24 protein-coding genes are annotated in these 25,728 nt (G+C 69.1%); 21 read left to right on the top strand and 3 right to left on the bottom strand.

Going from position 1 to position 25,728, the window contains the following annotated elements; genetic code table 11:
• Positions 1–303: 303 nt before the first annotated feature.
• A complete protein-coding gene (locus EKE94_RS13795; protein ID WP_127907192.1) occupies positions 304–1,536 on the top strand; it encodes an Hsp70 family protein in 1,233 nt (410 codons plus the stop codon).
• A gap of 64 nt (positions 1,537–1,600) precedes the next feature.
• On the opposite strand, the gene EKE94_RS13790 is transcribed toward EKE94_RS13795, so the two are convergent.
• Together EKE94_RS13790 and EKE94_RS13785 are read right to left on the bottom strand one after the other, a co-directional pair.
• Positions 1,601–3,085, bottom strand: coding sequence for a mechanosensitive ion channel family protein (locus EKE94_RS13790; RefSeq protein ID WP_206615074.1), 1,485 nt, complete (start codon positions 3,083–3,085; stop codon positions 1,601–1,603).
• An 89-nt stretch (positions 3,086–3,174) separates the two neighbouring features.
• A complete protein-coding gene (locus EKE94_RS13785; protein WP_127907191.1) occupies positions 3,175–4,074 on the bottom strand; it encodes a LysR substrate-binding domain-containing protein in 900 nt (299 codons plus the stop codon).
• A gap of 94 nt (positions 4,075–4,168) precedes the next feature.
• On the opposite strand from EKE94_RS13785, the gene metC reads away from it, so the two are divergent.
• The 5 genes from metC to EKE94_RS13760 all read left to right on the top strand — a co-directional run bounded on the left by metC (position 4,169) and on the right by EKE94_RS13760 (position 9,405).
• Positions 4,169–5,326: a cystathionine beta-lyase gene (gene metC, locus EKE94_RS13780; RefSeq protein WP_127907190.1), complete on the top strand. Its 1,158-nt coding sequence runs from the start codon at positions 4,169–4,171 to the stop codon at positions 5,324–5,326.
• A gap of 78 nt (positions 5,327–5,404) precedes the next feature.
• Complete coding sequence (locus EKE94_RS13775) at positions 5,405–6,418, top strand: amino acid ABC transporter substrate-binding protein (RefSeq protein WP_127907189.1); 1,014 nt, start codon at positions 5,405–5,407, stop codon at positions 6,416–6,418.
• 4 nt (positions 6,419–6,422) lie between these two features.
• Entirely contained in the window at positions 6,423–7,568 is a 1,146-nt protein-coding gene (locus EKE94_RS13770; RefSeq protein ID WP_127907188.1) for an amino acid ABC transporter permease, read from the top strand.
• Entirely contained in the window at positions 7,565–8,668 is a 1,104-nt protein-coding gene (locus EKE94_RS13765) for an amino acid ABC transporter permease (RefSeq protein ID WP_127907187.1), read from the top strand. The genes EKE94_RS13770 and EKE94_RS13765 overlap by 4 nt, the downstream gene beginning before the upstream one ends.
• The gene (locus EKE94_RS13760) at positions 8,665–9,405 is read left to right on the top strand and encodes an amino acid ABC transporter ATP-binding protein (protein ID WP_127907186.1); all 741 of its coding nucleotides are present in this window, start codon (positions 8,665–8,667) and stop codon (positions 9,403–9,405) included. Before EKE94_RS13765 ends, EKE94_RS13760 begins: the two co-directional genes overlap by 4 nt.
• A 180-nt stretch (positions 9,406–9,585) precedes the next feature.
• On the opposite strand, the gene EKE94_RS13755 is transcribed toward EKE94_RS13760, so the two are convergent.
• A complete protein-coding gene (locus EKE94_RS13755; RefSeq protein ID WP_127907185.1) occupies positions 9,586–10,185 on the bottom strand; it encodes a LysE family translocator in 600 nt (199 codons plus the stop codon).
• Positions 10,186–10,291: 106 nt separating this feature from the next.
• Between EKE94_RS13755 and EKE94_RS13750 the strand changes: the two genes are divergently transcribed.
• The 15 genes from EKE94_RS13750 to EKE94_RS13685 all read left to right on the top strand — a co-directional run bounded on the left by EKE94_RS13750 (position 10,292) and on the right by EKE94_RS13685 (position 25,552).
• On the top strand, positions 10,292–10,735 hold the full coding sequence (locus EKE94_RS13750; protein WP_127907184.1) for an Lrp/AsnC family transcriptional regulator: 444 nt from the start codon (positions 10,292–10,294) through the stop codon (positions 10,733–10,735).
• Positions 10,736–10,948: 213 nt separating this feature from the next.
• Positions 10,949–12,109: a CobW family GTP-binding protein gene (locus EKE94_RS13745; protein WP_127907183.1), complete on the top strand. Its 1,161-nt coding sequence runs from the start codon at positions 10,949–10,951 to the stop codon at positions 12,107–12,109.
• A gap of 139 nt (positions 12,110–12,248) precedes the next feature.
• Complete coding sequence (locus EKE94_RS18940) at positions 12,249–12,416, top strand: hypothetical protein (protein WP_235856038.1); 168 nt, start codon at positions 12,249–12,251, stop codon at positions 12,414–12,416.
• The gene (locus EKE94_RS18935; protein ID WP_328590497.1) at positions 12,413–12,787 is read left to right on the top strand and encodes an iron chelate uptake ABC transporter family permease subunit; all 375 of its coding nucleotides are present in this window, start codon (positions 12,413–12,415) and stop codon (positions 12,785–12,787) included. Before EKE94_RS18940 ends, EKE94_RS18935 begins: the two co-directional genes overlap by 4 nt.
• 243 nt (positions 12,788–13,030) lie before the next feature.
• On the top strand, positions 13,031–15,037 hold the full coding sequence (locus tag EKE94_RS13735; RefSeq protein ID WP_127907182.1) for a TonB-dependent receptor domain-containing protein: 2,007 nt from the start codon (positions 13,031–13,033) through the stop codon (positions 15,035–15,037).
• Between the two features lie 14 nt (positions 15,038–15,051).
• The gene (locus EKE94_RS13730; protein WP_127907181.1) at positions 15,052–16,008 is read left to right on the top strand and encodes an ABC transporter substrate-binding protein; all 957 of its coding nucleotides are present in this window, start codon (positions 15,052–15,054) and stop codon (positions 16,006–16,008) included.
• The gene (locus EKE94_RS13725; RefSeq protein ID WP_206615073.1) at positions 16,005–17,090 is read left to right on the top strand and encodes a FecCD family ABC transporter permease; all 1,086 of its coding nucleotides are present in this window, start codon (positions 16,005–16,007) and stop codon (positions 17,088–17,090) included. Before EKE94_RS13730 ends, EKE94_RS13725 begins: the two co-directional genes overlap by 4 nt.
• Entirely contained in the window at positions 17,087–17,839 is a 753-nt protein-coding gene (locus EKE94_RS13720) for a heme ABC transporter ATP-binding protein (protein ID WP_127907180.1), read from the top strand. Before EKE94_RS13725 ends, EKE94_RS13720 begins: the two co-directional genes overlap by 4 nt.
• A gap of 10 nt (positions 17,840–17,849) precedes the next feature.
• A complete protein-coding gene (locus EKE94_RS13715) occupies positions 17,850–18,476 on the top strand; it encodes an O-methyltransferase (protein ID WP_127907179.1) in 627 nt (208 codons plus the stop codon).
• A gap of 422 nt (positions 18,477–18,898) precedes the next feature.
• Positions 18,899–19,678, top strand: coding sequence for a DeoR/GlpR family DNA-binding transcription regulator (locus tag EKE94_RS13710; protein ID WP_127907178.1), 780 nt, complete (start codon positions 18,899–18,901; stop codon positions 19,676–19,678).
• On the top strand, positions 19,675–21,240 hold the full coding sequence (locus EKE94_RS13705; RefSeq protein ID WP_127907177.1) for a sugar ABC transporter ATP-binding protein: 1,566 nt from the start codon (positions 19,675–19,677) through the stop codon (positions 21,238–21,240). Before EKE94_RS13710 ends, EKE94_RS13705 begins: the two co-directional genes overlap by 4 nt.
• Positions 21,237–22,220: an ABC transporter permease subunit gene (locus tag EKE94_RS13700; protein ID WP_127907176.1), complete on the top strand. Its 984-nt coding sequence runs from the start codon at positions 21,237–21,239 to the stop codon at positions 22,218–22,220. Before EKE94_RS13705 ends, EKE94_RS13700 begins: the two co-directional genes overlap by 4 nt.
• 50 nt (positions 22,221–22,270) lie before the next feature.
• The gene (locus EKE94_RS13695) at positions 22,271–23,218 is read left to right on the top strand and encodes an ABC transporter substrate-binding protein (protein ID WP_127907175.1); all 948 of its coding nucleotides are present in this window, start codon (positions 22,271–22,273) and stop codon (positions 23,216–23,218) included.
• 67 nt (positions 23,219–23,285) lie between these two features.
• Complete coding sequence (gene araD / locus EKE94_RS13690; protein WP_127907174.1) at positions 23,286–23,987, top strand: L-ribulose-5-phosphate 4-epimerase AraD; 702 nt, start codon at positions 23,286–23,288, stop codon at positions 23,985–23,987.
• Positions 23,984–25,552 carry a ribulokinase gene (locus EKE94_RS13685; protein ID WP_127907173.1) on the top strand — a complete coding sequence of 523 codons (1,569 nt, stop codon included), beginning with the start codon at positions 23,984–23,986 and terminating at the stop codon, positions 25,550–25,552. Before araD ends, EKE94_RS13685 begins: the two co-directional genes overlap by 4 nt.
• Positions 25,553–25,728: the final 176 nt, after the last annotated feature.

Below are 25,728 nucleotides of genomic sequence, written 5' to 3'. Positions count from 1 at the left end.
CGCGGGGTAGTGCGATCCGCACCAATGGCGCAAGCGGAAGACGTTCGACGTTGCGTAACGGATCGGTGATGCGGCCGTGAGCGACGCGCCGCGAGGGGCCCTTGTCGGGACGCTGCGGCCAGGGCGCTGCTCGAGGGCCGACGCGCCCCATGGGTCGCGGCCTCATTGCATACGAACATGCCCCGGGGGCGATATGTCGCGGCCCGCGCGGCCGGGGCCGTGCGTGCGGGGGGCGCCCCCCGGGATCTTGACCCGGCCCCCGGGTAATCGTAGCTCGCCTGCTTTCACGCAGGGGGTCTTGGAATGGCACGCACGCTCGGGATCGATTTCGGCACCTCGAACTCCGCGGCGGGCTTCGCGGTCGACGGCGTACCGCGGCTGATCGGCTTCGACGGGGATACGACGACGCCGACGGCGCTGTTCCTCGATTACGAGGCGCGCCGGACCCTGCTGGGGCGCCCCGCGAACGACGCGCTTCTGCGCGGGGACGAGGGGCGCTACATGCGGGCGCTGAAACGGGTGCTGGGCACGTCTCTCATGCACGAGAAGCGCCAGCTTCTGAACGACCGCGTCACCTTCGTCGACCTGATTGCCCGGTTCCTGCGGATGATCAAGGAGCAGGCCGAGCGCGAGACGGGGCTGGTCTTCGACCGCGCGCTGTCCGGTCGCCCGGTTTTCTTCCACCGCCCCGGCGATCCGCGCGAAGGGCAGGCCGAGGAGGACCTGCGCGCCTGCTACCTTGCTGCGGGGTTCGCGCAGGTCGACTTTCTCGCCGAACCCGAGGCCGCCGCCATCGCCACCAACGCCCTGGACCGTCCGGGCGAGCTGGGGGTCGTCGTCGATATCGGCGGCGGCACCTCGGATTTTTCCGTCTTCCGGTCGGGCGAGGTCGCGATCCTCGCCAACCACGGCGTGCGCATCGGCGGCACCGATTTCGACCGGTCGATCAGTTTCGATCACGTGATGCCGCTGATGGGCAAGGGGTCGTCGCTGCGCAAGGTGATGGGCGATGGCCTGTCTCCGGTGCCGCTGGCGATCTACAACGACCTCGCGACGTGGGAGAAGATCCCCTTTCTCTATACGCCGCAGACCCGCCGCCAGGTCGCCGAGATGGAGAAGCTGGCGACCGAGCCCGAAAAGTTCGCGCGTCTCGCGACGATCCTTGAGGACGAGCTGGGCCATGATCTGGCCTTCGCGGTCGAGGCCGGCAAGATCGACGTCAACCGCGATGGACAGGTCGGGCGGATCGCGCTGGGCGAGATCGAGCCGGGGCTCGCCCAGCCGCTGAGCGCCGGGCAGGTGGCCGAAAGCCTCGCGGCCTACGCCCGCGATCTGTCCGAGGGGTTGCAGGTCACGCTGGACCTTGCAGGCGTTGCGCCCGAGGCGATCGACCGGGTGATCTATGTCGGCGGGTCCAGCCTGATGACGATGGTGTCCGACACCATGACCGCGGCGCTGCCCCGCGCCCGCCACGAGTTCAGCGAGGTCTTCACCGCCGTGGCGCACGGCCTCGCCATCGCGTCCGGCCGGAGCTAGGGCGGGCGGAGCCAGGGCGGGTGGGACCAGAGCGGGCGGGGCAAGAGGCCCCCGGAGCCCGCCGCTATTCGCGCGGCGCGTCGGGGGCGAGCAGGTCGCCGCTTTCGCGCCGCTCCGCATCGACAAGGGGGATCAGGGCCTCTTCCTCGGACTGCGCGCCCGTCCCGGTCTGGGTCGTGGGGTGCGGGGCCACCTGGGGGCCAGCCGCGTCCGGTACCCGCATGTCGCCCCTGTCCCCGTCCCTGCCCCTATCCCCGGAACCGGGCCGGGCATCGGTCCCGGTGCGCGCCCGCGTCCGGGGGGCCGCGGGTGGCCCGGCATCGTCATCCTGCGTGGCACGGTTCGGGTCGGCATGCTTGGGGCCCGGGCGCTTCGGGTCGGGGCGGCCCCCGGCGGGGGGAAGCGCGGCGGTGCCCTCCAGCCGGATGCGGTAGGTCGTGTCGGGGATCGCGACGCCCGCGGCCTCGATCGCTGTCTTGACCAGCCGGATGGCGTCGCCGCGGGCGGTGACGAACCCGGTCTTCCGCTGATCGATCCACCCCGTCACCCGCAGGATCGCGCCGGATTCGGCGATGTTCTCGATCCACACCAGCTCTTCGGGTTCGGACAGCACGAAGGGCAGGGCGCGCAGCGCCGCCTGTGCCAGCCGCCGCGTCGCCTCCAGATCCGCGTCGGGGTCGATGCCGATGTCGAAGCTGAACCGTCGCGCGGGGTTCTGGGTGTAGTTGACGATCCGCCCCTTGAAGACCGACGCATTGGGAATGCGGATGTGATTGCCGTCGAGCGACAGCAGGATCGTCGCGCGCGAGGTCAGGCGGATGACCCGGCCCACGTCGCCCTCGATCTCGACCAGGTCGTTGGGGCGGAAGGGCTGCCGCAGGCTGAGCATGACTGAGGCGACGAAGTTCTCGACCGTGTCGCGCACGGCGAAGCCGATGGCGAGCCCGACGATCCCCGCCGCGCCGAGGATCGTCCCCAGCAGCGCGGCCGCGCCCAGCAGGTCCAGCGCGATGACGATGCCGGCGATCCCGCAGGCGATGCGAAAGGCCTGCCGGTAGATCCCCGCGATAAAGCCGTTGGGCGCAAGGCGGTCCCAGAACCGCAGGCGACCCACGACGATGCCCAGGGCAACCAGCGCGGCCAGCACGGCCGCCGCGACGGCCAGCAGCGGCAACCGCGCGATCAGCTGGGACAGGCGCGCGCGGAATCGCTGGACCGCCGGGTCGATCTGCCGCGCGACGTCGTCCGACACGGCCAGGCCGTTTTCCACCACGACGACGCCTTCGAGCCGCTCTGCGATGCCCGCGATCCGGGTGCGCACGGCCGGATCGGCGATGTCGCCCGACAGCGTGACGACGCCGGCCTCGACCGAGGTCGCGATCCCGGTCTGGCCCATCGCGGCGATGATCGCGCGCAGCCTTTCGGCGATTGCCGCGTCCGAGGGGCCGCCGGTGACGGAAAGGGGCGCGGGGGCGGGGGCCTCCTGCGCCGGCGCGGGCGAGGCCCAGGCCGTCAGAAGAACGAAGAGGATGAGCCACCGGTGCGCCATGACCCAGTCCTAGCGAAAAGCCGCGGCCGCATCCATCCTGTCCCTGCACGGGAAGGCGCGTGCCGACCTTCGCGGCCTGCGCGGCCGTGTCAGCCCGGGCGGTGGGCGCCCGCGTTGCGCAGCGCCATCAGGTGCGCGGTGAAGTCCAGCGCAAGACGCGATTTCTGCGCGTTCGGCGGAAACAGCAGGTAGGCGCGGAACATCACCCTGGGCAGGAACGGACGCAGCACCACGTCCTCGCGCCGGAACTGCTCGATCACCAGCGGATTGACCAGCCCGACCGCGTCGCCCGACACCGCCAGCGCGCAGACCGTTGCGGCGCTGGGCGTGTCCACCACGTAATGTGGCGTGACGCCCGCTTCGGACAGCGCGGCGTCGAACCTCTGCCGCGCGCGGTCCTCGGGGGCGAGACCGATCAGCGGGCAGCCCTCCAGCAGCTTGGGCGTGATCGTGTCGTGCCGCACCAGCGGGTGGTCCGGCGGCATCGCGATCAGACCAGGGTAGTTGCAGAACAGCTGGCTGTCGACGCCCACGCGGTCGATCTCGTCCGCGGCGATGCCGATGTCGTACTGGCCGTCGGCCACGCCGTTGCGGATGGCCGTGGACCACGTGATGTGCAGGGTGATCCGCACGTCGGGATGGGCGGCGCGAAAGCCCCGCACGGCGGCCGGCACCAGCGCCGCTCCGGCCGCGGCAAGCGAGGCGATGCGCAGCGTGCCGGTGCCGAAATCGCGGATGTTGGCCGCCGCGGCGCGCAACCGGTCGAGGCCCTTAAAGCTTTGCGCCACCTCGCGAAAGAACAGCTGCCCTTCCTGCGTCGGCACCAGCCGCCCGCGCACCCGGTCGAACAGGGCAAAGCGCACCTCCTTCTCAAGCTCGGCGATCAGGCGCGACACCGCGGGCTGGGTGACGTTCATCAGCTCGGCCGCCCGCACGGTGGACCCCGAGATCATCACGGCATGAAAGGCTTCGAGCTGGCGGTGCTGCACTATCAGGTTTCCGCATAGAGGTATCAGCCTCGATCAGTATTCCTGCGGATCGGCCTGGGCAATGCTTCGGATCATAAAGAGGAGCCTGCCCCGAATGCGCGATGCCACGCTGTCCGTCCATCACCCCGCCGTGTCCCATGACGGCTATGCCGCGCTGTCGGTGCCCACGCACCGCGCCTCGACCATCGTCTTCGACGACGCGGCCGCCTATGCGAGCCGCGGCAAGCGCGATCTCGACGGCTATTCCTACGGCCTGCACGGCACGCCCACGCAGCGCGTGCTCGAGGCGCAGCTGACCGCGCTGGAAGGCGGCGCGCGCACGGTGCTGATGCCCTCGGGCCAGGCCAGCATCGCGGTGATCTTCCTGACCGTGCTGAACCCCGGCGATCACGTGCTGATCCCCGATACGGCCTATCCGCCGGTCACGAATTTCTGCCGCGATTTCCTGGCCCCCCGGGGGATCGACTGGACGGTCTACCCCCCGGGCATCGGCGCGCGGATCGCGGCGATGATCCGCCCCGAGACCCGGCTGATCTGGACCGAATCCCCCGGCTCGACCACGATGGAGGTCGAGGACATCCCCGCCATCGCCGCGATCGCGCGGGATCGCGGCATCCTGACGGGCATCGACAACACCTGGGCCACGCCGCTGCTGTTCAAGCCGCTCGCCCACGGCATCGATTTCTCGATGCAGGCGCTGACGAAGTATCCCGGCGGGCATTCCGACCTGCTGATGGGGTCGGTCACGGTCGGCGATCTCGACCTGCGGCGGCGCCTGCGCGACACGATGCGGATGCTGGGCCTCGGCGTCGCGCCCGACGCGGTGGCGCTGGTGCTGCGCGGAATCGAGACGATGGCGGTGCGGCTGGCCCATGTCGGGCGCGTGGCCACCGATCTGGCGCAGGAGCTGCACGACCGCGGCGCGGGCGAAGTGCTGTTCCCCGCCCTGCCGACAAGCCCCGGTCATGACCTTTGGGCGCGTGATTTCGCGGGGTCCAGCGGGCTTTTCTCGGTGGTTCTGCCCGCGGGGGCGGAGGCGCGGCTCGAGGCGGCGCTGGACGGGCTGAAGGTCTTTGCGATCGGCGCCTCATGGGGTGGCACCCGCAGCCTGATGGCGCCGATGTCGGTGGCGCAGGCGCGCCGACACGACCATCCGCGCAACGGCCGCACGATCCTGCGCGTCAATGTTGGGCTGGAGGATCCGCAGGACCTGCGGACCGACCTGGCGGCGTTCTTCGACGCGCTGGGCTGACCGACCGGACCCCGGCCGGACCCCGAAAGAACGACGCGGGGGAGCCAACCCCCGTGCCCCAACCAACAAGGAGACGACATGAAACGAATGATCGTGATGACGGCGCTTTGCGCCTCGGCCCTGGCGCTGCCGGCGCTGGCGCAATCCACGCGCGACACCGTGCAGGAGCGGGGCCGCCTGATCTGCGGCGCAAGCCAGGGCACCCCCGGCTTCGGCGCCCCCGACGACGACGGCTACTGGCGCGGGCTCGACATCGAAACCTGCCGGGCGGTGGCCGTGGCGGTGCTGGACGACAAGGACGCGGTGGACTTCGTGCCGCTGACCGGCCAGCAGCGGATCCCCGCGCTGCAGACGGGCGAGATCGACATGCTGCCGCGCACCCTGACATGGACGCTGCAGCGCGACGCCAACGGCATCAATTTCACCACCCCCAACTACTTTGAGTTCACGGGGTTCATGATGCCGCGCGACCTGGGCATCGAGCGGGTCGAGGACATGCAGGGCGCCACGGTCTGCGTGCAGACCGGATCGACGACCGAGGTCGTGGTGGCCGACGTGTCCAAGAAGCACGATCTCGACCTCTCGCCGGTCGTCTTCGACAACACCACCGCCGCGCGCCAGGCGTTCTTTTCGGGCCGGTGCGATGCACTGATCACGGATGCGGGGGCGCTGGCCTCGGTCCGGGCGACCATGGCCGAGGCTCCGGGCGACTACCTGATCTTTCCCGCGACACCTTATGTCGATGCGCTGACCCCCGCGGTGGCCCATGGCGACGACCAGTGGCTCGACATCGTCAACTGGTCGATCCAGGCGCTGATCGCGGCCGAGTCCTTCGGGCTGACGCAGGACAACATCGATGACCACATGGACAGCGACGATCCCCGCATCCGCCGTTTCCTGGGCGTCGATCCCGGCAACGGCGCGGCGCTGGGCCTGTCGGAGGATTTCGCCTACCGGATCGTCAAGGCGCTGGGCAACTACGGCGAGGTGTTCGAGAGGAACGTCGGCATGGACAGCCCGCTGCAGCTTGAGCGGGGGCGCAACGCGCTGTTCTCGGACGGCGGGCTGATGTTCCCGCTGGCGTTCCAGTAAGCCGATGCTGCGCAGCCTGTGGTATTCGTCCCGGGTCCGCGGCTGGGCCGTGCAGATCGCCCTGCTGGGCGGTCTGCTGGCGCTGCTGTGGTGGATTGCGGGAAACACCCTGCAAAACCTCGCCGAACGCGGCATCCGCACCGGGTTCGACTATCTCTGGCGCCCGGCGCGGTTCCCGATTTCGGAAAGCGTCGTCAGCTACACGCCGGCCGACGACTTCTTCTGGGCCTATGTCGTGGGCGTGACAAACACGCTGTGGCTGTCGGCGATCACCATCGTGGCGGCCACCCTGCTGGGCCTTTTCGTGGGCCTGTCGCGCCGGTCCGACAATCCGCTTCTGAGCGGGCTCGCCCGGATCTACGTCACCGTGATGCGAAATGTGCCGCTGATCGTACAGCTGCTGTTCTGGTACGGCATCGCGACGTCCAGCTTTCCCGCGCCGCGCGAGGCGCTGAACCCCCTGCCGGGCGTCTTTCTCAGCCTGCGGGGCGTCTACGCGCCGGGGCTGATCGTTGCGCCGGGCGGCGGGCTCTTGCTGGGGCTGGGCGTGCTGGTCGTCCTTCTGGCCATCGCGGTGGTCTTGCGCTGGCCCCGGCCGCCGCTGGGCCGCCCGGGCTGGGCCGCGATCTGCGCCGGGGGGGCAGTCCTGACGCTCTGGGGGATGTCCCGCGCTCTGGGCCATCCGCTGGCGCTGTCGTTTCCCGAAATGGCGGGGCTGAACTTTCGCGGCGGCACGCAGCTGTCGCCGGAATTCGCGGCGATCATCTTCGGCCTGACGCTCTATACCGCCGCCTTCGTGGGCGAGATCATCCGCGGCGGGATCGAGGCGGTCGGCAAGGGCCAGTGGGAGGGCGGCCGTGCCCTGGGCCTGACCGAACGCCAGATCATGTTCCGGGTGATCCTGCCGCAGGCGCTGCGGGTGATCGTGCCGCCCATGACCTCTCAATATCTGTCCACCGTCAAGAACACGACGCTTGCCGTCGCCGTCGGCTACCCCGAGCTGGGGCTGGTGGTGAACACGGTCATCAACCAGACCGGGCAGGCGATCGAAAGCATCCTCGTCATGCTGGGCGTGTTCCTGACCATCTCCCTGTCGGTGTCGCTGTTCATGAACTGGTATAACGCCCGCGTGGCGCTGGTGACGCGATGACGGATCGCGCCGCACCCACGCCCTCCGCTCCAACGCCATCCGACCCGCGCCTGCCGCCGCGCACGCGCCGCCGTCCGCTGATCAAGCTTCTGTTCGGCGATCTGGTGTCGGCCGCGCTGACGGTGCTGGCGGCGCTGGCGATCGTCATGCTGCTGCCTGCGCTGAACTGGGCGCTGCTCGATGCCCACTGGCACGTCGCCGCGCCCGGCGACTGCCGGCATGGCGGGGCCTGCTGGGCCTTCGTCGCCGCGAAATCCCGGCTGATCCTCTTCGGGCTCTATCCCCCGTCCGAGCAGTGGCGCGCCATGATCGTGATCGCCCTGATCGTCGCGATGATCCTGGCCTCGCTGTCGCCGCGGCTCCGGGGCGGACGGCTGATCGCGATCTGGGGCGGGGCCATCGTCGCGATGCTGGTGCTCATGGGCGGGGGCGTGCTGGGCCTGCCGCCGGTGCCGACGTCGAAATGGGGCGGCCTGCCGGTCACGCTGCTGCTGGCGGTGCTGTCGCTGGGCCTCGCCTTTCCGCTGGCGGTGCTGCTGGCCCTGGGGCGGCGGGGGCGGCTTCCCCTGGCGCGGGCGATCAGCGTCACGATCATCGAGCTTGTGCGGGGCCTGCCGCTGGTGGGGCTGCTCTTCGTCGCCGCGATCCTGCTGCCGCTGCTTCTGCCGCCCGACTGGACGGTAGACAAGCTGGGGCGCACGCTGGCCGCGCTGACGATCTTTGCCGCCGCCTACCTGGCCGAGGTGCTGCGCGGCGGGCTGCAGGGTCTGGACGGGGGGCAGCAGGAGGCGGCCGAGGCGCTGGGCATCCCCTACTGGAAGACGGTCTGGCACATCATCCTGCCGCAGGCGATCCAGAACGTGATCCCGCCCCTGACCAACACCGCCATCGTGATGGTCAAGAACACCTCGCTGGTGCTGATCGTGGGGGTGTTCGACATGCTTTCGGCCGCCCGTTCCGCCGCCACCGATCCCGCGTGGCCCGCCCCCAGCACCGAGGCGTACCTGTTCGTCGCGCTGATCTACTTCGTCATCTGCTTCGGGATCTCGGTCTATTCCGCCCATCTCGAAACCGGCGTCAAATCAAGGAGGCATGGATGAGCCCTGCCATCGCGATCCGCGAACTCGACAAGGTCTATGGCGAGTTCCATGCCCTGCGCGGCGTCGATCTGGAGGTGTCCGAGCGCGAGAGGGTGGTCATCTGCGGCCCCTCGGGGTCGGGCAAGTCGACCCTGATCCGGTGCATCAACCAGCTTGAGCGTCATGACGGCGGCGCCATCGTCGTGGGCGGCGTCGCGCTGGGCGACGATCTGCGCAACCTCGATGCCGTGCGGCGCGAAACGGGGATGGTGTTCCAGCATTTCAACCTGTTTCCGCACCTGACCGTGCTTGAGAACTGCGCCCTGCCGCAGATCCTGTCGCGCGGGGCCCGGCGTGCCACCGCCGAGGAAAAGGCGCAGGGGTATCTTGCCCGGGTCCGCATCACGGAACAGGCCGGCAAGTATCCCGGCCAGCTTTCGGGCGGTCAGCAGCAGCGCGTGGCCATCGCCCGGGCGCTGTGCATGGAGCCGCGGATCATGCTCTTCGACGAACCGACCTCGGCGCTCGACCCCGAGATGATCTCGGAGGTGCTCGACGTCATGGTCGACCTGGCCGAGGCCGGCATGACCATGGTTGTCGTCACGCACGAGATGGGGTTCGCCCGCAAGGTGGCCGACCGCGTCGTCTACATGGAGGCGGGTCGGATCGTCGAAACCGCGCCGCCCGACAGGTTCTTTTCGGCGCCGAGGGACGACCGCACCCGGCGGTTCCTGTCGAAGATCCTCAAGGGCAGCTAGCCGCGTCCGGGTGCCCCGGGGCGGGGGGGGCATCCTGGGTCAGGCGGGGCCGGGGGCCGGCTGGCCCCGCCCTTGGCCCCCCTGGCCCCGCCCTTGGCCCCCCTGGCCCCCGTGTCTGGCTCCCGTGTAGGTCCCCGGCGTTCAGCCCCCCGCGTCAGGCTTTTGCGTCAGGCCCCGGCGTCAGGCCCCGAGCCCCAGCACGGGATAGAGCGACGCCACCAGCAGCGCCGCCATGGCGATGTTGAACACCCGCAGCCGGACGGGGTTCGACAGCCACTGCCGGACCACGGTTCCGAACCACGCCCAGACCGAGATCGACGGAAAGCAGACCACCGAAAAGGCCCCGGCCACGACGGCCACTGACAATAGCGACCGGTCGGGCGCATAAAGCGTGACCGCCGACATGCACATCGCCCAGGCCTTCGGGTTCACCCACTGGAACGCGGCCGCCTGCAGGAACGTCAGCGGGCGCCCCCCTGTCGCGCTCTGCTTGACCGGGGCGGCCGTGGCGATTTTGAATGCAAGCCACAGCATGTACATCACCGACAGGCCCTTGAGCACGAGGTTCAGGCTCGGCACGGCCTCGAACAGCGCCATCAGTCCCACCCCGACCAGAAGCGCCATGAGGGTAATGCCCCCGGCGATGCCCAGCATGTGCGGCAGGGTGCGGCGAAAGCCGAAATTCGCGCCCGAGGCCATCAGCATCAGGTTGTTGGGCCCGGGCGTGACCGTGGCGGCAAAGGCAAAGCCCAGAAGGCCGGGCAGGAGGGGGAAGCTCATCGATCGCTCCGCATGGCGAGACATTCGTGCAACGATACTTCGGCCTTCGCGAAAGCTTCTGTCAAAGATATGGCATTGGAGCGAAGTGGCGCAATAAAACCGTGCGATGGACGAGATAGACGCGAAGATATTGCGCCAGCTTCGGCGCGACGGGCGGATCAGCAACGTGGCGCTGTCCGATCGGGTGGGGCTGTCCCCCTCGGCCTGCCTGCGCCGGGTGCAGGAGCTTGAGCGCAGTGGCGTGATCCGGGGCTATCGCGTCGTGACCGACCCCGAGAGGATGGGCCGCGGGTTCGTGGCCTATGTCATGGTCGGGTTGTCGCTGCACACCAAGGAGGCGCAGGAGGGGTTCGAGCGTGCCATGGCCCTCGCCCCCGAGGTGGTCGAGTGTCACAACATCGCGGGGGCCTTCGAATTCCTGCTCCGCGTCGAAAGCGCGGACCTCGCCGACTACAAGCGGTTTCATACCGAGGTTCTGGGCACCCGACGCCATGTCAGCGCGATCACCTCTTACATCGTGATGGGCTCGCCCAAGGACGACCGGACCTGACCGCGCGGACGGCCCGCCTGGCATGATCCACCCCCGGGGCGCGCATGCGGCCCCGGGATCTGTCCGGTCACCTTCTGCGGCATCCCAGGATCGGGCCGGGTCGGGTTGCGGTCGGGCCGCAAAAGCCCTTGGCGCCCGGGGCGCAGCCGGCTTGCATGTCGATTTGTAACAGTATTACATAATAATCAGAAATGATCCGTCAGAAGGTGCGAAATGGTCCCTCCGATCCCCGTCACGCTGCTCACCGGTTTTCTCGGCGCCGGCAAGACGACGCTTCTGAACCGGCTGCTGAACGATCCGGCCGGGGGGCGTATCGCCGTCGTGGTCAACGAATTCGGCGAGGCCGGGCTGGACCATGACCTGATCGAGGAAGCGGCCGACGACGTCGTCCTGATGCCGGCGGGGTGCGTCTGCTGCACCACGCGGGGAGAGCTGGCCAACACGCTGATGTCGCTTTTGGCGCGGCGGTCGCGACAGGAACTTGTCTTCGACCGTGTGGTGATCGAAACCACGGGGCTTGCCGACCCGGGGCCGATCTACCACACGCTGCTGACCGACAGGACGCTGGCCGCGAACTATGTGCTGGACGGGATCGTCACCGCCGTCGATGCGTTGCTGGGGCCGCGCACGCTGGACCGCCATGCCGAGGCACAGGCGCAGGTCGCGATGGCCGACCGGATCGTGGTGACCAAGCGCGACCTTGCCTCGGCCTCCGAGCTTCGCGCGCTGGACGCGCGGCTTGACCGGCTGAACGGGACCGCGCCGCGCCTTTGGGCCGATAAGGGCCGGGTTGCGTCGGGGGCGCTCTTCGGATTGGGGGCCGCGCGGGCCCCGATGCCGGCGGGGCAGGCGCTCGACTGGCTGGGCGGGGGGGCGTCGCATCCCCCCGCGGCGCCCGTGGCCGATCCGCTGGCGGGGCTGTCGGGCCTTTCGGGGCTGGCCGGGCCCCGGCCCGCACCGCTGGCGATGCCTGCCGTGTCGCACCATGCGACGGATGACCGGATCGTCACCGCCTCGGTCACGCTCGACACCCCGATCCCGGCCGAGGTGTTCGACCACTGGCTCGAAACGCTCGTTGCACGACGGGGGGCGGATATCCTGCGCTCGAAGGGAATCGTGCATCTGGAAGGCCTGCCCACGCCCTTCGTCTTCCACGGCGTGCAACACCTCTTCGACCAGCCCGTGCCGCTGAAGGACTGGCCCGAGGGCGACAGCACCTCGCGCGTCGTCATCATTGCGCGGGACGTGCCGCGCGCCACGCTGGAGCAAAGCCTTGCTATGCTGCACCTGCGCGAGGTGCCGGGCGCGGGGCTGGCCGAAAGCGTTGACGTGGTCGAACTGTCCGATCCGGCCGCCGCGGGGCCGGGACGGTAAACGGCGGCGGCTGGACGTCGACGGGACGGAGGGCCCGGTTCAGGCCGGTGCAAAGCAGGGCGGCCCCTGGCTGGTCGGGGCCGTCAAGTCTGGAACATCGGAGATTGGCCTCGCGGCCCGTGCCGCGCCGTTGCAGGCCGTGCCCACCGTTCCCGCGCCCGCCGCGATGCCCGACGACGCGTCCCGGCCGGTGCCGGCGACCCAGATGCTCGACCGGATGTCGTGGGGCGTGGGCATCCTGAACCCCGTCAGTCTGCACCCGGGCGCGGGGCCGCCCTGGGCGCCGCGCTTCTGGTGCTGGGCGTGATCAGCTTCACCCGCGCGGCGGGGGCGGACAGGCTTGTCCTGACCGGGGTGGCGGTGTCCCTCATCGTCATGGCGATCGCCAATGTGCCGATCTTTCCCGGGTGCATCGGGTTCGTGGGGCTGATGGTGCCGCACATGGTCCGGCTGGGCGTTTTCGGCGACAACGCCCGCGTGATCCCCGCCGCCATGCTGGCGGGGGCGGTGTTCCTGATCCGGGCCGATATCGTCGCCCGGACCGTCATGCGGTCCGGGGACATACTCATCGGTATCCCACCCGACTGGTCGGCGAAGTGTTCTTCGTTTGGCGGCTGCGCCGTAAGGGCGGACAGTAACCGCCCCAAGACCCGAAAAGCCGGGCCGCGCGCTGGGTAACGTGACCGGAAAACAACTTTTTTCATTGGCTTACTTGGGGGAACGGCAGACCTGCATGAGTTCGCACCATATTCCTGACAAAAAATATCATGTATGGCTTGAAACCTTTCGGCCCCCTCAGTATCCCGGGATTACCTTATTGAATCAGTAAGGTTTATTTTAAGAGACGCGAGCCGTGTTTTCCGTCTGCCGGGGTCCTTCGGCGGGGCCGGACGGGTGCGCGCATAGGTCAGGGAGGCCCCCATGCCGAGACGGCAGAAGCTTGCATTCGTCACCATCGCGCTTGGCGCCGTACCGCTTTGCGGCCTGCAGGCGCAGGAGGAGGTCGCGGGGGATTTCGCCAATCTCGGCACGGTCGTCCTGACCGCCGCCGGTTACGAGCAGCTGATCGCCGACGCCCCGGCCTCGATCACCGTGGTCGAGGGGGAAGACCTGGCCGATGGCTCCTACGAGACGATCACCGACGCGCTGGACGATGTGCCCGGCGTCGCGCTCGAAGGCGGCGGCAAGCTGGGCAATGACGAGATCAACATCCGCGGCCTGGGCGAGGACTACGTGCTGCTGCTGGTCGACGGCCGCCCTATCGGCTCGACGGGCGAGGCTTTCTACAACGGCTTCGGCAGCGGGCAGAAGGCGGGCTTTCTGCCGCCCGCATCGGCCATCGACCGGATCGAGGTGATCCGCGGGCCGATGTCGTCGCTTTACGGCACCGACGCCGCCGGCGGGGTCATCAATGTCATCACCAAGCCCGTGCCGGACGACTGGGGCGGCGAGGTCACCATCGGCACCACCCTGCCCGAAGACGGCGACGCGGGCGACTCCCACCAGGGCCGGTTCTACCTGTCGGGACCGGTCAGCAGCTCGGTCGGGCTCAGCCTTTACGGGCAGACCCATTCCCAGCAGGCCGACGCGTTCATCCCCGGCGAGGCGGAGTCGCGCCGCCGCACGCTGGGCGGAACCCTGACCTGGGCCGTCAACGACGACCACGAGCTGAAATTCAACCTCTCGCAGACCGAGCAATCCTTCGAGAACGCGCTTCTGCGGCGGGGCGAGGTGTCGGTCGGCGAGGTCGAGAACACTTATACCAACTACGGCGTGACCCACCGGATGCAGTGGGGGCAGGGCCATGAGACGACGACCTTCCTGATCGACGAGACCGTCGACATCGAGAACGGCGACTACACCTCGAGCTACGGCAAGACGCAGCTGAACACCAAGACCACGATGTATCTGGCCCGCCAGACGCTGACCTTCGGCGCCGACTACGCGACCGAGCGGACCGAACACGACGAAAACCGCTTCTCCCCCTCGATCTCGACCGATCTCGACCGCTGGCATGCCGCGCTTTTCGCCGAGGACGAGATCGACCTTACCGACAGGTTCGCCCTGACGCTGGGCCTGCGCTACGACCATAACGAAAACTACGGAAGCAACGTGACCCCGCGCGTCTACGGCGTCTACGACCTGACGCCGGCGCTGACGCTGAAGGGCGGTGTCAGCGGGGGCTACCGGGTGCCCGAGCTCAAGCAGGCCGATGCCGGCATCGCCGAACCGTCGGGCGGGCGCGGCAGCAACGCGCTCGACGTCGGCAACACCGACCTGCAGCCCGAGGAAAGCACCAACTACGAATTCGGGCTGGTCTGGGAAGGGCCGCGCGGCATCCAGGCCAGCGCCACGGTCTACCACACCTCCTTCGAGAACAAGATCGACCGCGACGTGATCTGCGACACGCCCGAGGCCGACCGGTACGAGGCCGACGGACAGCTGAACGGCACCTGCAGCTTCGGCGCCGTCGACAACTACGTCTACATCTCGGAATACGTGAACCGCGACGAGGCCGAGCTGAACGGTGCCGAACTGACCTTCGACATGCCGGTCGGCGATTTCGACCTGTCCGCGAACTACACCTACTCGGACTCCGAGATCACCAGCGGCGACGGCGCGGGCGATCGCTTCAACGGCCTGCCGGCCCATGCCGCCAACTTCGGCGTCCGCTGGTCGCCGGACGACGCGCCCTACGGTCTTTGGGGGAAGGTCAAGTATCGCGGCGACACCACGACCATCGGCCGCTCGGCGCAGGAGATCCCGGCCTACACGCTGGTCGATGCAGGCTTCGACTATGACATCCGTGACAACGTGCGCGCCTCGGTCAACCTCTCGAACGTCTTCGACACCGATTACGACACCGAGCTCAGCGACCGCTCGCTGGCCGGGCGGCGGCTTTACGTCGGCCTGACCAGCCGGTTCTGAGCGGAAGGGACGCCATGCCACACACAGCCCCCCGCGCCCCCATACGCGCCGCCGTCTTTGCCGCGACCCTTGCCGTCGTCGTCACCTTCGCGCTCGCCGGTTTCGCGGCGGGCGCAAGGGCCGAGGTGATCGACATAACCGACATCCCCGCCTACCCGGACCTCTACGGCCCGGAAAGCGCGCCCGAGGCCCCGCGCGACCTGGTCCTTCTCGATGCCGAGCTGGTCGAGATCGCGGTCGCGCTGGGGGCCGCCGACCGCATCCTCGCGCGGCCCGCCGCCATCGACCTGCCGGGGATCGAGGAGACGCCCTACAAGGTGCGCGACTGGGCCGGGGTCGAGGGCATCGTCGGGATGCGGCCGGGCAAGGTGCTGACGGCGAATGTCCGTTTCGACACCCTGCGCGCCGGTCTGGAACGGGTCGGGATCGACACCGACATCGTCAACCGTACCCGCCCCGCGACCGAGAAGGTCGCGCTGATGGCCGGGCACCTGGGGCTCGAGGACCGGGGAGCGGCGCTGATTGCGCAGATGCGGCAAAGCTACGCCGATGCCGCGGCCGAATCCGGCGTCGGGGCGGGCGGTGCGCCGCTGCGCATCCTGCATGCGTCGAAACAGGGGGCGGGCGGCAATTTCTCGGCCGGGGGGGCGGGCACCGGGGTTCACAACCTGATCGAGCGTGTGGGCGCGGTGAATGCCGCGGCCGAGGTCGGGATGGACCGCTACCGCTCGGTCACGCCCGAGGGCGTGCTGATGATGGCGCCGGACGTCATCCTGATCTCGGAGAGCGAGCTTGAGGCCTTCGGCGGCGTCGACGGGATCTGGGAAGGCTACCCGGGGCTGGCGCAGACGCCCGCGGGCCGCGGCGCGCGCGCCATCGTCATGCAGGACCTGCACGTCCGGGCCGATGCGGCGTCGTCGGGGCTGGCCACGCGGGCGCTGGCCGGGGCGCTGGCGGAGATGTTCCCTTGAGCGAGGCGGGCGATACCGCCTTCGCACGGCCCGATCGCCCCGCCGGTCGCCCCGCCGACCGCCGCCCGCTTCTGGCCTGGGCGGTGGCGGCGCTGTTCGTGGCGACGCTGATGGCGTCGGTCGCGGTGGGGGCGATCCCGCTGTCGCCTTCGGAGCTCGCCGCGGCGCTGCTGTCGAAGCTGGGCCCGTCCGAGATGACGCCCGACGAGACGCTGAACGCCGCCATCGTCTGGGACCTGCGGCTGGCCCGCAGCCTGATGGCGGTGGTCGTGGGTGCCAGCCTCGCCACCTGCGGCGCTGCGATGCAGGGGCTGTTCGGCAACCCGCTGGCCGATCCCGGCATCGTCGGCGTGTCCTCGGGGGCGTCGCTGGGCGCGATGGCGGTGATCATCCTGCAGATCTCGACCTTCGGCATCTGGACCCTTCCGGTGGGCGCCTTCGTGGCGGGCACCTGCACCACCTTCGTCATCTACGCGCTGGCTCGGCCCGGCGTGGCGGGGGGCGACAATTCGCGGTTGCTTCTGGTGGGGATCGCCGTCAACGCCATCGGCGGCGCGGTCGCGGGGTTCCTGACCTACCTCGCCACCGCCGACCAGCTGCAAAGCCTGACCTTCTGGTCGATGGGGTCGCTGTCGACCGCGAGATGGGTCACGCTGGCCATCGTCACGCCGCCCGCCGTCGTGGGCATCGCGCTGCTGATGCGCTGGTCGCGGCCGCTCGACCTGCTGGCTCTGGGCGAACGGCAGGCGCGTCACCTGGGTGTCGACGTGAAGATCCTGCGACGCAAGCTGATCTTCGTGACCGCGCTGCTGGTCGCGGCGGCGGTGTCCTTCGCCGGCACCATCGGGTTCGTCGGGCTGGTCGTGCCGCATCTCTTCCGCCTGATGATCGGGCCGGGGCACCGCTGGCTGATCCCGTTCTCCGCCGGGGGCGGGGGGCTGCTGGTGATGCTGGCCGACATGGCGGCGCGCACGCTCGATCCGCCGAACGAGGTGCCGATCGGTGTCATCATGGGGGCACTCGGCGGGCCGTTCTTCCTGTGGATGATCTGGCGCGGCCAGGGGCAGGGGCGCGGCGCATGATCCGGGTCGAGAACGTCACCCTGCGCATCGGGGCCAAGACGCTGCTGGACGCGGTAGACCTGACCTGCCTGCCGGGCAGCCTGACGGTGATCGTCGGGCCGAACGGGGCGGGCAAGTCGACGCTGCTGTCGGTGATCGCCGGGGACCTAGAGGCCGACGCCGGCCGGGTCGCGCTGTCGGGCACGCCGCTGGCCCGGATGTCGGTGCGCCGCCTGGCGCAAGTCCGCGCGGTGTTTCCGCAGGGCTCAGAGATCCGCTTCGGCTATCCGGTCGAAGAGGTCGTGGCGATGGGGCGCGCCTTCCGCGACCTGCCGGTGGCCGAGGACGCGCGCATCGTCGAACGCGAGATGACGCAGGCCGAGATCCTGCACATGGCGCATCGCAATGCACAGACCCTGTCGGGCGGAGAACAGGCGCGCACCACCTTCGCCCGTGTCGCGGTGCAGCAGACCGACGTCGTGCTGCTGGACGAACCGACCGCCGCGCTCGACCTGCGCCACCAGGAGAGGGTGCTGGCCGCCGCCCGCCGGATGGCCGCCGAGGGCGCGACCGTCGTCGCGGTGCTGCACGATCTCAACCTCGCGGCGGCCCATGCCGACAGCATCGTGCTGATGCAGGCCGGACGCATCGTAGCCGAGGGGCCGCCGTGGCAAGTGCTGACAGAAGAGCTTGTCGCGCGGGTCTACCGCCAGGACGTCTGCATCCTGCCGCACCCCGCCCGCGACTGTCCCGTCGTTCTGACCCGTTGAAGGAGGTCACATGCGCCTGACAGATCCCGCCCTTGCCGCGATCCTCGACCGCGAACACGCCGCCGCCCGCGCGCAGCGCGGCCAGCCCCGTCCGCCACAGGGCGACATGGCGGATTTCCGCACCTCCGAGATGCACCGCACCCGGTACCTGTCGATCCGGCCCGACCAGGGGCGCTGGCTTTACGCGCTGGCCGTCGGCTCGGGCGCCCGGCAGATCGTCGAGTTCGGGACGTCCTTCGGGATCTCGACGCTCTATCTCGCTGCCGCGGCTGACGAGACCGGGGGCATGGTCACGGGGTCCGAGTTCCATCCCGAAAAGGCCGCCCGCGCCCGGCAGAACCTGTCCGAGGCCGGGTTGGTCGCCGATATCCGCGTGGGCGATGCGCGCCAGACGCTCGCCGATCCCGACGGGCCCATCGACCTGCTGTTCCTCGACGGGGCGAAGGACCTCTACGTCCCGGTGCTGGAGATGCTGACGCCGCGGCTGGCCCCGCGGGCGCTGGTCGTGGCCGACAACATCGACCCCGAGCGGGCCGAGATCGCCGGGTTCCTCGACAGCGTGGCGGCACCCGGCTACGTCACCAGCCTGCTGGGCTTTGGCAAGGGCGGCATGTCGCTGTCCCTGCGCATGGCCTGAGACCCCGCGACCTCCCCGGAAAGGGGCGGTGGCCTCCCCCGCGCTTTCGCGCGCCGCGCGGCAGGTGCATCGATGAAGGGGGGGGGCATCGGCGGGCCGCGCCTGTCGCGCCGCACTCCTTTCGTGCGGCCCCGTTCTCATGATCCCCATCCGCGATTGCGCGGCGCGTCCCGGATCGCCCGGGCCGATGGCGCGACCCGTCGTGCTGCAGACCCTGTGCCATGCGGCACCACGCCATGCCTGCAGCGCGCCACGCTGATCGCATGTGATCTTCTGTACCCCCGTAATTTGCCCCATCTTTATCGCCATCTGATCGACAATGATCACACCTGCGCATGTGTTCGACTGAACTCTTGCTTTCATGATTGTGATGCGTCATGGTTGGCCTGTTCGGCAGGGGGAGCTGCCGGTCCCGGAGGATCATGGACGAACATCGCCGACATCAGGCCGTGCTCGAGGCCCTGCGCGAGCGACCGTTTCTATCGGTCAACGAGCTGACGACGCTGGTCGACGCCTCGGCCGCCACCGTGCGCCGCGATATCGAAAAGCTCGCGGCGGCCGGCCTGGCGACGCGGGTCTACGGTGGCGTCACCGCGCTGGAGGGCGCGCTGCAAAGCCGCCCCGTCGCGCTGCCCTTCGCCGACAACCGCGACATCGCGGTGGACGCAAAGCGCGCCATCGCCGCCGCGGCCTGTGACTTGGTGCGCGACGGCAGCCAGATCGTGGTGCATGCCGGGTCGACCTGCTTCCATTTCGGGGTCCGCATCGCCGACCGCAATGTCCGCGTCACCACGCATTCCATGCCGCTGGCCGCCTATCTGGGCGAACACGGCACCTGCCAGGTGACCGTCGGCGGCGGCGACCTGCACCGCGAGCCGGGGCTGCTTTACGACCCCAGCGGGCTGGACACCGAATTCTTCGCCCAGCAGTTCTTTGTCGGCGCGCTGGGCGTCAGCGCCAAGGGAATCCTTGAATCGCACCCGCTTCTCGTGAAATTCGTACAACACTTCGCGGATAGAGCGAACGAAGTGGTTCTGCTCGTCGACAGCCGCAAGTTCGAAGAGCGTCCCCCATCGGTGGCGCTGCCGCTCTGGCGCGTGGCCCGGATCGTGACCGACAGCGGTCTGGACGATGCGCACCGCCAGATGATCGAGGACGCGGGCGTCCAATTGACCATCGCCGACCCGGAGGTGCGACCATGACAGCTGACGTTCCCATTCTGGAGATGCGTGACATCTCCAAGACCTTCGGGCCGATCAAGGCGCTGCAGGGCGTATCGCTGCAGGTCTACGGCGGCGAGGTGCATTCGCTGATGGGCGAGAACGGCGCGGGTAAGTCCACGCTGATGAAGGTCCTGTCGGGCGCCCACACCCCCGACGCGGGGGGCGAGGTGCTGGTCGACGGCAAGCCGATCCCGCTGGGCGATCCCAAGGCGTCGAAGGCGCGCGGCGTGGCCGTGATCTACCAGGAGCTGACGCTGGCCCCGAACCTCAGCGTCGCGCAGAACGTCTTTCTCGGGGCCGAGCCGCATAGCGGCGGTATCGTCAACCGGCGCCAGATGATGGAGCGGACGCGGCCGATCCTCGATCGGCTGGGCGTCAGCTTCGACGCGGCGACCACGGTGTCGCGCCTTTCGCTGGGCGAACGGCAGCTGGTCGAGATCGCGCGGGCGCTGTCCACCGATGCCAGGATCATCGTGATGGACGAACCCACCACCTCGCTGTCCGAGCGCGAGACCGAGAAGCTGTTCGACGTCATCGCGGGGCTCAAGCGCGACGGCATCGCCATCGTCTATATCAGCCACCGGATGGACGAGATCTACCAGCTTTCCGACCGCTGCTCGGTGCTGCGCGACGGTGAATACGTGGGCACGCTGGACAAGGAAGAGATCGAGGCCGACAGGCTGGTGTCGATGATGGTCGGGCGCGATCTGTCGAGTTTCTACAAGAAGGAACATGTCGCCGGCGACAAGGACCGCGAGACGGTGCTGCGGGTCGAGGACATGGGCGACGGCACCAAGGTAAAGGGGTGTTCGTTCGAGGTTGGCCGGGGCGAGGTTCTTGGCGTCGCGGGGCTGGTCGGTTCGGGCCGGACCGAGCTGTTGCGGCTGATCTACGGCGCCGACCCCGCGACCAGCGGCAAGGTCTGGCTGAACGGGCAGGAGGTGACGCCCCGGTCGCCCCGCGCGGCGCTGGCCCACGGCATCGCCTACCTGACCGAGGACCGCAAGGACCTGGGCCTGTTCCTCGACATGACGCTGTCGGACAACATCAACATGGCCGTGGCCGAAGAGGACGCGCGCCCCGGCGGGCTGCGGAACTTCGGCGCGGCGACGCGGCGGGCAAAGGCCGCGCTGGACGCGCTCAGCATCCGCGCGCCGTCGGTTCGGGCCAACGCGGGGTCGCTTTCGGGCGGCAACCAGCAAAAGGTGCTGCTGGCCCGCCTGCTGGAAGCGCAGCCCAAGGTACTGATGCTGGACGAGCCCACGCGCGGCGTCGATGTCGGCGCCAAGTCCGAGATCTATCGCCTGATCGACGAGCTGGCCCGCGAGGGGCTGGCCATCGTCGTGGTGTCGAGCGAACTGCCCGAGATCATCGGCATCTCGGACCGCTGCCTCGTCATGCGCGAAGGCAAGATCGCGGGCGAGGTGAAGGCAGAGCCGGGCCGCGCCATCGAACAGACCGACATCATGGCCCTGTCCACCGGCGCGTCCGAACGGGCGCGGACCGGGACGCCCAGGATCGCAGAGAAGGAAGGCCTATGACCGATACCACCACGTCTTCGAGCGGCGGCAAACGTGCGGCGCTGAAAACCTCGATCATGGCGCTCGGCATGTTGCCCGTGCTGATCCTGCTGGCGATCGGGTTCGAACTGCTCAGCGGCAAGTTCCTGACCGTGAACAACATCTCGATCGTCATGCAGCAGGCGTCGATCAACATCGTGCTGGCCGCGGGCATGACCTTCGTCATCCTGACCGGCGGCATCGACCTGTCGGTGGGCTCGATCCTCGCCGCCTCGGCGGTGGGGGCGGTGACCGTGTCGCTGCTCGACGGCTACGGCATGCTTGGCATCCCGATGGGGATGGCGCTAGGGCTGGCCTTCGGGCTCTTCAACGGGATCCTGATCGCGTTCCTGAAGCTGCCGCCCTTCATCGTCACCCTGGGGTCGCTGACCGCGGTGCGCGGGATCGCGCGGCTGATGGGCGACGATACCACCGTCTTCAACTCGAACCTGCCCTTCGCCTTCCTCGGCAACGGCGATTTCCTCGGCGTGCCCTGGCTGGCGATCATCGCGCTGGGGGTGATCCTGCTGTCGTGGTTCATCCTGCGCTCGACCATCCTGGGCACCTGGATCTACGCCGTCGGCGGCAACCAGGAGGCCGCGCGCCTGACCGGCATCAAGGTCTGGCTGGTTCTGCTCTTCGTCTATGGCTTTTCCGGCCTGATGTCGGGTCTGGGCGGCGTGATGTCGGCGGCGCGTCTCTACGCGGCCAACGGCCTGCAACTGGGCCAGGCCTACGAACTGGACGCGATCGCGGCGGTGATCCTGGGCGGCACCAGCCTGATCGGCGGCATCGGGTCGATCTGGGGCACGCTGATCGGCGCGCTGATCATCGCGGTGCTGTCGAACGGGCTGATCCTGACCGGCGTGTCCGACATCTGGCAGTACATCATCAAGGGTCTGGTCATCATCGCCGCCGTGGCGCTGGACCGCTACCGCATCAAGAGCGGCGCCCGGACCTGAGGGCGCATCCCGCGCCCGCCAAGACGAAACGCAAACCGGAGGAGAAACCAATGCGTATCATGAACAAGCTCGCACTCGGGACCGCGATGGCGGTCGGACTGGCCGCCACGGCCCACGCGCAGGACGACAAGACGCTGGAAAGCGTCGGTATCTCGGTCGGCCTTCTGGGCAACCCGTTCTTCGTCGCCACGATCGAGGGCATCACCGACGCCGCCGAAGAGATCAATCCGGACGTCCAGATCACCGCGGTCTCGGCCGATTACGACCTGAACAAGCAGGTCAGCCAGATCGACAACTTCATCGCCTCGGGCGTCGACATCATCATGCTGAACGCGGTCGATGACAGCGCCATCGCCCCCGCGGTGCAGCGCGCCAAGGATGCGGGCATCACCGTCGGCGCCTTCGACGTATCCGCGCCGGGCGCCGAGGTCACGGTGATGACCGACAACGTCGCCGCCGGCACCATCGCCTGCGAATACATCGTCGAGCAGCTGGGCGGCGAAGGCAACGTGGCGATCATCAAGGGCCCCTCGTCGTCGTCGCTGAACGACCGCTTCCGGGGCTGCTCGGACGTCTTCGCCGCGGCCGACGGCATCGAGGTCCTGTCGGACGACCAGAACGGCATGGGCTCGCGCGATGGCGGCCTGCAGGTCATGCAAGGCCTGCTGACCCGGTTCAGCGATCTCGACGCCGTCTTCGGCGCCAACGACCCGATGGCGCTGGGCGCTCAGCTGGCCGCGCGTCAGCTGAACCGCACCGACGTCATCATCACCGGCGTCGACGGCGCCCCCGATACCGAGGACGCGCTGAAGACCGAGGGCGCGCTGATGAAGGCCTCGGCCAGCCAGGACCCCTATGGCATGGCCGCCGAGGCGATGCGCCTGTCCTACGACGTCTTCCAGGGCAACCCGCCGGCCGAGGATACCAAGCTGATCGCCCCCGAGCTCATCACCGCCGAGAACGTGGACGAGTACCAGGGCTGGACCGCCGAACGCTAAGCGACAGGGCCTGCGCCGTTCCCCCGGGGGGCGGCGCAGGCCGCACGACCAACGAAAGGGAAGCACCATGGACCTGACCGACCTCAAGGCCGCCGTCTGCGAGGCGAACCTCGACACCGTCCGCACCGGGCTGGTGATGGCGACCTTCGGCAATGCCAGCGGGATCGACAGGAACAGCGGCCTTGTCGCGATCAAGCCCAGCGGCGTGCCCTATGACACGATGAGCCCGCAGGACATGGTGACGGTGCGGCTGGACGGGGCGCTGGTCGACAACCACTACAAGCCGTCCTCGGACCTCGACACGCACCTGCTGCTTTACCGCGCCTTCGACGGCATCGGTAGCGTGGTGCATACGCATTCGACCTTTGCCACGATCTTCGCGCAGGCGATGGTGCCGATCCCCTGCTTCGGCACCACCCATGCCGACTATTTCCGCGGCACGGTGCCCGTCACCCGCCACCTGACCGAAACCGAGATCCGCGACAGCTACGTCGCCTCGACCGGGCAGGCGATCATCGACAGCTTCACCGACCTCGACCCGATGGAGATCCCGGCGGCGCTGGTCGCGGGCCACGGGCCCTTCGTCTGGGGCCGCACCCCGGCCGAGGCCGCGATGAACGCCCATATCCTCGAGGAATGCGCGCGCATGGCATGGTATTCGATGCAGCTGCGCCCCGATCTGCAAAGCCTGCCCACGGCGCTGCGCGACCGGCATTTCCTGCGCAAGCACGGTCAGGCCGCCACCTACGGCCAGGAAGAGCCCGCATGACCATCGTCGCAGGGGCAGATTTCGGCACCCTCAGCGTCCGCGTGACGCTGATGCAGACCGACACGGGCGAAACGCTGGGCACGGGTATCGGGGAATATCCCCTGAAACGCTCGCAGGCCGAGCCGCTGGCCGCCAAGCAGTCGCACGACGATCACATGGACGCGCTTGTCGCCGCGATGGGGCAGGCCATCGCCGCCGCGGGTATCGACGGCACCGAGATTGCCGCCTTCGCCGCCGACACCACCGGGTCGAGCGTGGTAATGGTGGATGCGGATCTGCGACCGCTCGACGACTATTACCTCTGGTGCGACCACACCGCGCATGCCGAGGCCGAAGAGATCACGCGCCGCGCCCATCACGAGGGGATCGAGGCGATCCGCTGGTGCGGGGGCGTCTACAGCCACGAATGGGGCTACGCCAAGCTTCTGCATTTCCTGCGCCACAACCCCGACAAGCGCGACCGCGTGGCGACCGCGCTGGAACACTGCGACATGCTGGTCGCCACGCTGACCGGCGCGACGATCGACGACCTGCCGCGTTCGGTCTGCGCGATGGGGCACAAGTGGATGTGGGGCGAGGCCTGGGGCGGCTTCCCTCCGCAAGACTTCCTGTCGCGCGTCGATCCGCTGCTTGACGGGATCAACGACCGGCTGGGCGGGCGTTTCGGCACCTCCGACAAGATTGCCGGACACCTCTCCGCGACATGGGCCGAAAGGCTGGGCCTGCGGGCGGGCATCCCGATCCCCTTCGGCGCTTTCGATTCGCACTGGGATTCCATCGCCTGCGGCTGCGGGCCGGGGGATCTGGTCAACGTTGTCGGCACCTCGACCTGCATGATCTCGATCGCGCCGCCGGGCATCGACCCGGTGCCGGGGATCTGCGGCGCGGTGCCGGGCAGCGTCGTCGCGGGCCAGATCGGGGTCGAGGCCGGGCAATCCGCCACCGGCGACATCTTCGAGGCGATCGCCACGCGCGCGGGCTCGGACGTGGGAACGCTGTCGGCGGGGTTCGAGACGCGGGCCCCCGGGTCGACCGGACTTTTGCGCGTGGTCTGGGACAATGGCGACCGCACCGTGCTCGTGCGGTCCGACCTGGGCGGCATCACGCTGGGCTGGGACCTGCACCACACCGCCGCGGACGAACTTCACGCCGCGATCGAGGGGATGGCGATGCATGTCCGGCTGATCATCGACCGGATGAAGGAGCACGGCGTCGTCGTGAACCGGGTGATGAACGGCGGCGGCATCCCGCAGAAGAACGCGGCGCTGAACCAGATCTACGCCGATGTGCTGGGGACCGAGGTGCATGTGCCGCGGCAATCCCCCACGGGTGTCGGCGCCTGCATCTTCGCCGCCCTCGCCGCCGGTGTGTTCGACGGTTACGAGTCCGCGCAGGACCGGCTGGCCCCGCCGCACCGGATCTACGAGCCGCGCGGCGAGGCTGTCGCGGCCTACGACCGGCTCTACACGCTGTTCCGCTCGGTCTACTTCGCCTTCGGCGCGGGCGAAGCGGCGGATCTGGGCGCCGTGCTTCCGGCGCTGCGCGGCTTCCGGCAGGGGGCGTGACGGGCCGGGGCTGACCCTCGGTCGCCCGCAGCCGATGTCGGGGCGGCCGGGCCGGTTGCCGCGACCCGGGATAGGCGCGGGCGGACGTCGCGGCTGGGCGATGCCCCTCATGCGGCTCTCTTGCGGCATTCTTGGGCAGGTCTGCGTCGTCTGCCCGTTTTGCGGGCAGAGGGGGG

The sequence above is a fragment of the Mesobaculum littorinae genome (assembly GCF_004011175.1).
GTDB classification, from domain to species: Bacteria; Pseudomonadota; Alphaproteobacteria; order Rhodobacterales; family Rhodobacteraceae; genus Tranquillimonas; species Tranquillimonas littorinae.
The sequence above is the reverse complement of the archived record's forward strand: the minus strand, read 5'-3'. Positions and strand labels throughout refer to the sequence as shown.

Coding starts and splice junctions, on each gene's coding strand:
- EKE94_RS13795 (WP_127907192.1), top strand. CDS start 304: ATGGCACGCACGCTCGGGATCGATTTCGGCACCTCGAACTCCGCGGCG.
- EKE94_RS13790 (WP_206615074.1), bottom strand. CDS start 3,085: ATGGCGCACCGGTGGCTCATCCTCTTCGTTCTTCTGACGGCCTGGGCC.
- metC (WP_127907190.1), top strand. CDS start 4,169: ATGCGCGATGCCACGCTGTCCGTCCATCACCCCGCCGTGTCCCATGAC.
- EKE94_RS13775 (WP_127907189.1), top strand. CDS start 5,405: ATGAAACGAATGATCGTGATGACGGCGCTTTGCGCCTCGGCCCTGGCG.
- EKE94_RS13770 (WP_127907188.1), top strand. CDS start 6,423: ATGCTGCGCAGCCTGTGGTATTCGTCCCGGGTCCGCGGCTGGGCCGTG.
- EKE94_RS13765 (WP_127907187.1), top strand. CDS start 7,565: ATGACGGATCGCGCCGCACCCACGCCCTCCGCTCCAACGCCATCCGAC.
- EKE94_RS13760 (WP_127907186.1), top strand. CDS start 8,665: ATGAGCCCTGCCATCGCGATCCGCGAACTCGACAAGGTCTATGGCGAG.
- EKE94_RS13755 (WP_127907185.1), bottom strand. CDS start 10,185: ATGAGCTTCCCCCTCCTGCCCGGCCTTCTGGGCTTTGCCTTTGCCGCC.
- EKE94_RS13750 (WP_127907184.1), top strand. CDS start 10,292: ATGGACGAGATAGACGCGAAGATATTGCGCCAGCTTCGGCGCGACGGG.
- EKE94_RS13745 (WP_127907183.1), top strand. CDS start 10,949: ATGGTCCCTCCGATCCCCGTCACGCTGCTCACCGGTTTTCTCGGCGCC.
- EKE94_RS13735 (WP_127907182.1), top strand. CDS start 13,031: ATGCCGAGACGGCAGAAGCTTGCATTCGTCACCATCGCGCTTGGCGCC.
- EKE94_RS13730 (WP_127907181.1), top strand. CDS start 15,052: ATGCCACACACAGCCCCCCGCGCCCCCATACGCGCCGCCGTCTTTGCC.
- EKE94_RS13720 (WP_127907180.1), top strand. CDS start 17,087: ATGATCCGGGTCGAGAACGTCACCCTGCGCATCGGGGCCAAGACGCTG.
- EKE94_RS13715 (WP_127907179.1), top strand. CDS start 17,850: ATGCGCCTGACAGATCCCGCCCTTGCCGCGATCCTCGACCGCGAACAC.
- EKE94_RS13710 (WP_127907178.1), top strand. CDS start 18,899: ATGGACGAACATCGCCGACATCAGGCCGTGCTCGAGGCCCTGCGCGAG.
- EKE94_RS13705 (WP_127907177.1), top strand. CDS start 19,675: ATGACAGCTGACGTTCCCATTCTGGAGATGCGTGACATCTCCAAGACC.
- EKE94_RS13700 (WP_127907176.1), top strand. CDS start 21,237: ATGACCGATACCACCACGTCTTCGAGCGGCGGCAAACGTGCGGCGCTG.
- EKE94_RS13695 (WP_127907175.1), top strand. CDS start 22,271: ATGCGTATCATGAACAAGCTCGCACTCGGGACCGCGATGGCGGTCGGA.
- araD (WP_127907174.1), top strand. CDS start 23,286: ATGGACCTGACCGACCTCAAGGCCGCCGTCTGCGAGGCGAACCTCGAC.
- EKE94_RS13685 (WP_127907173.1), top strand. CDS start 23,984: ATGACCATCGTCGCAGGGGCAGATTTCGGCACCCTCAGCGTCCGCGTG.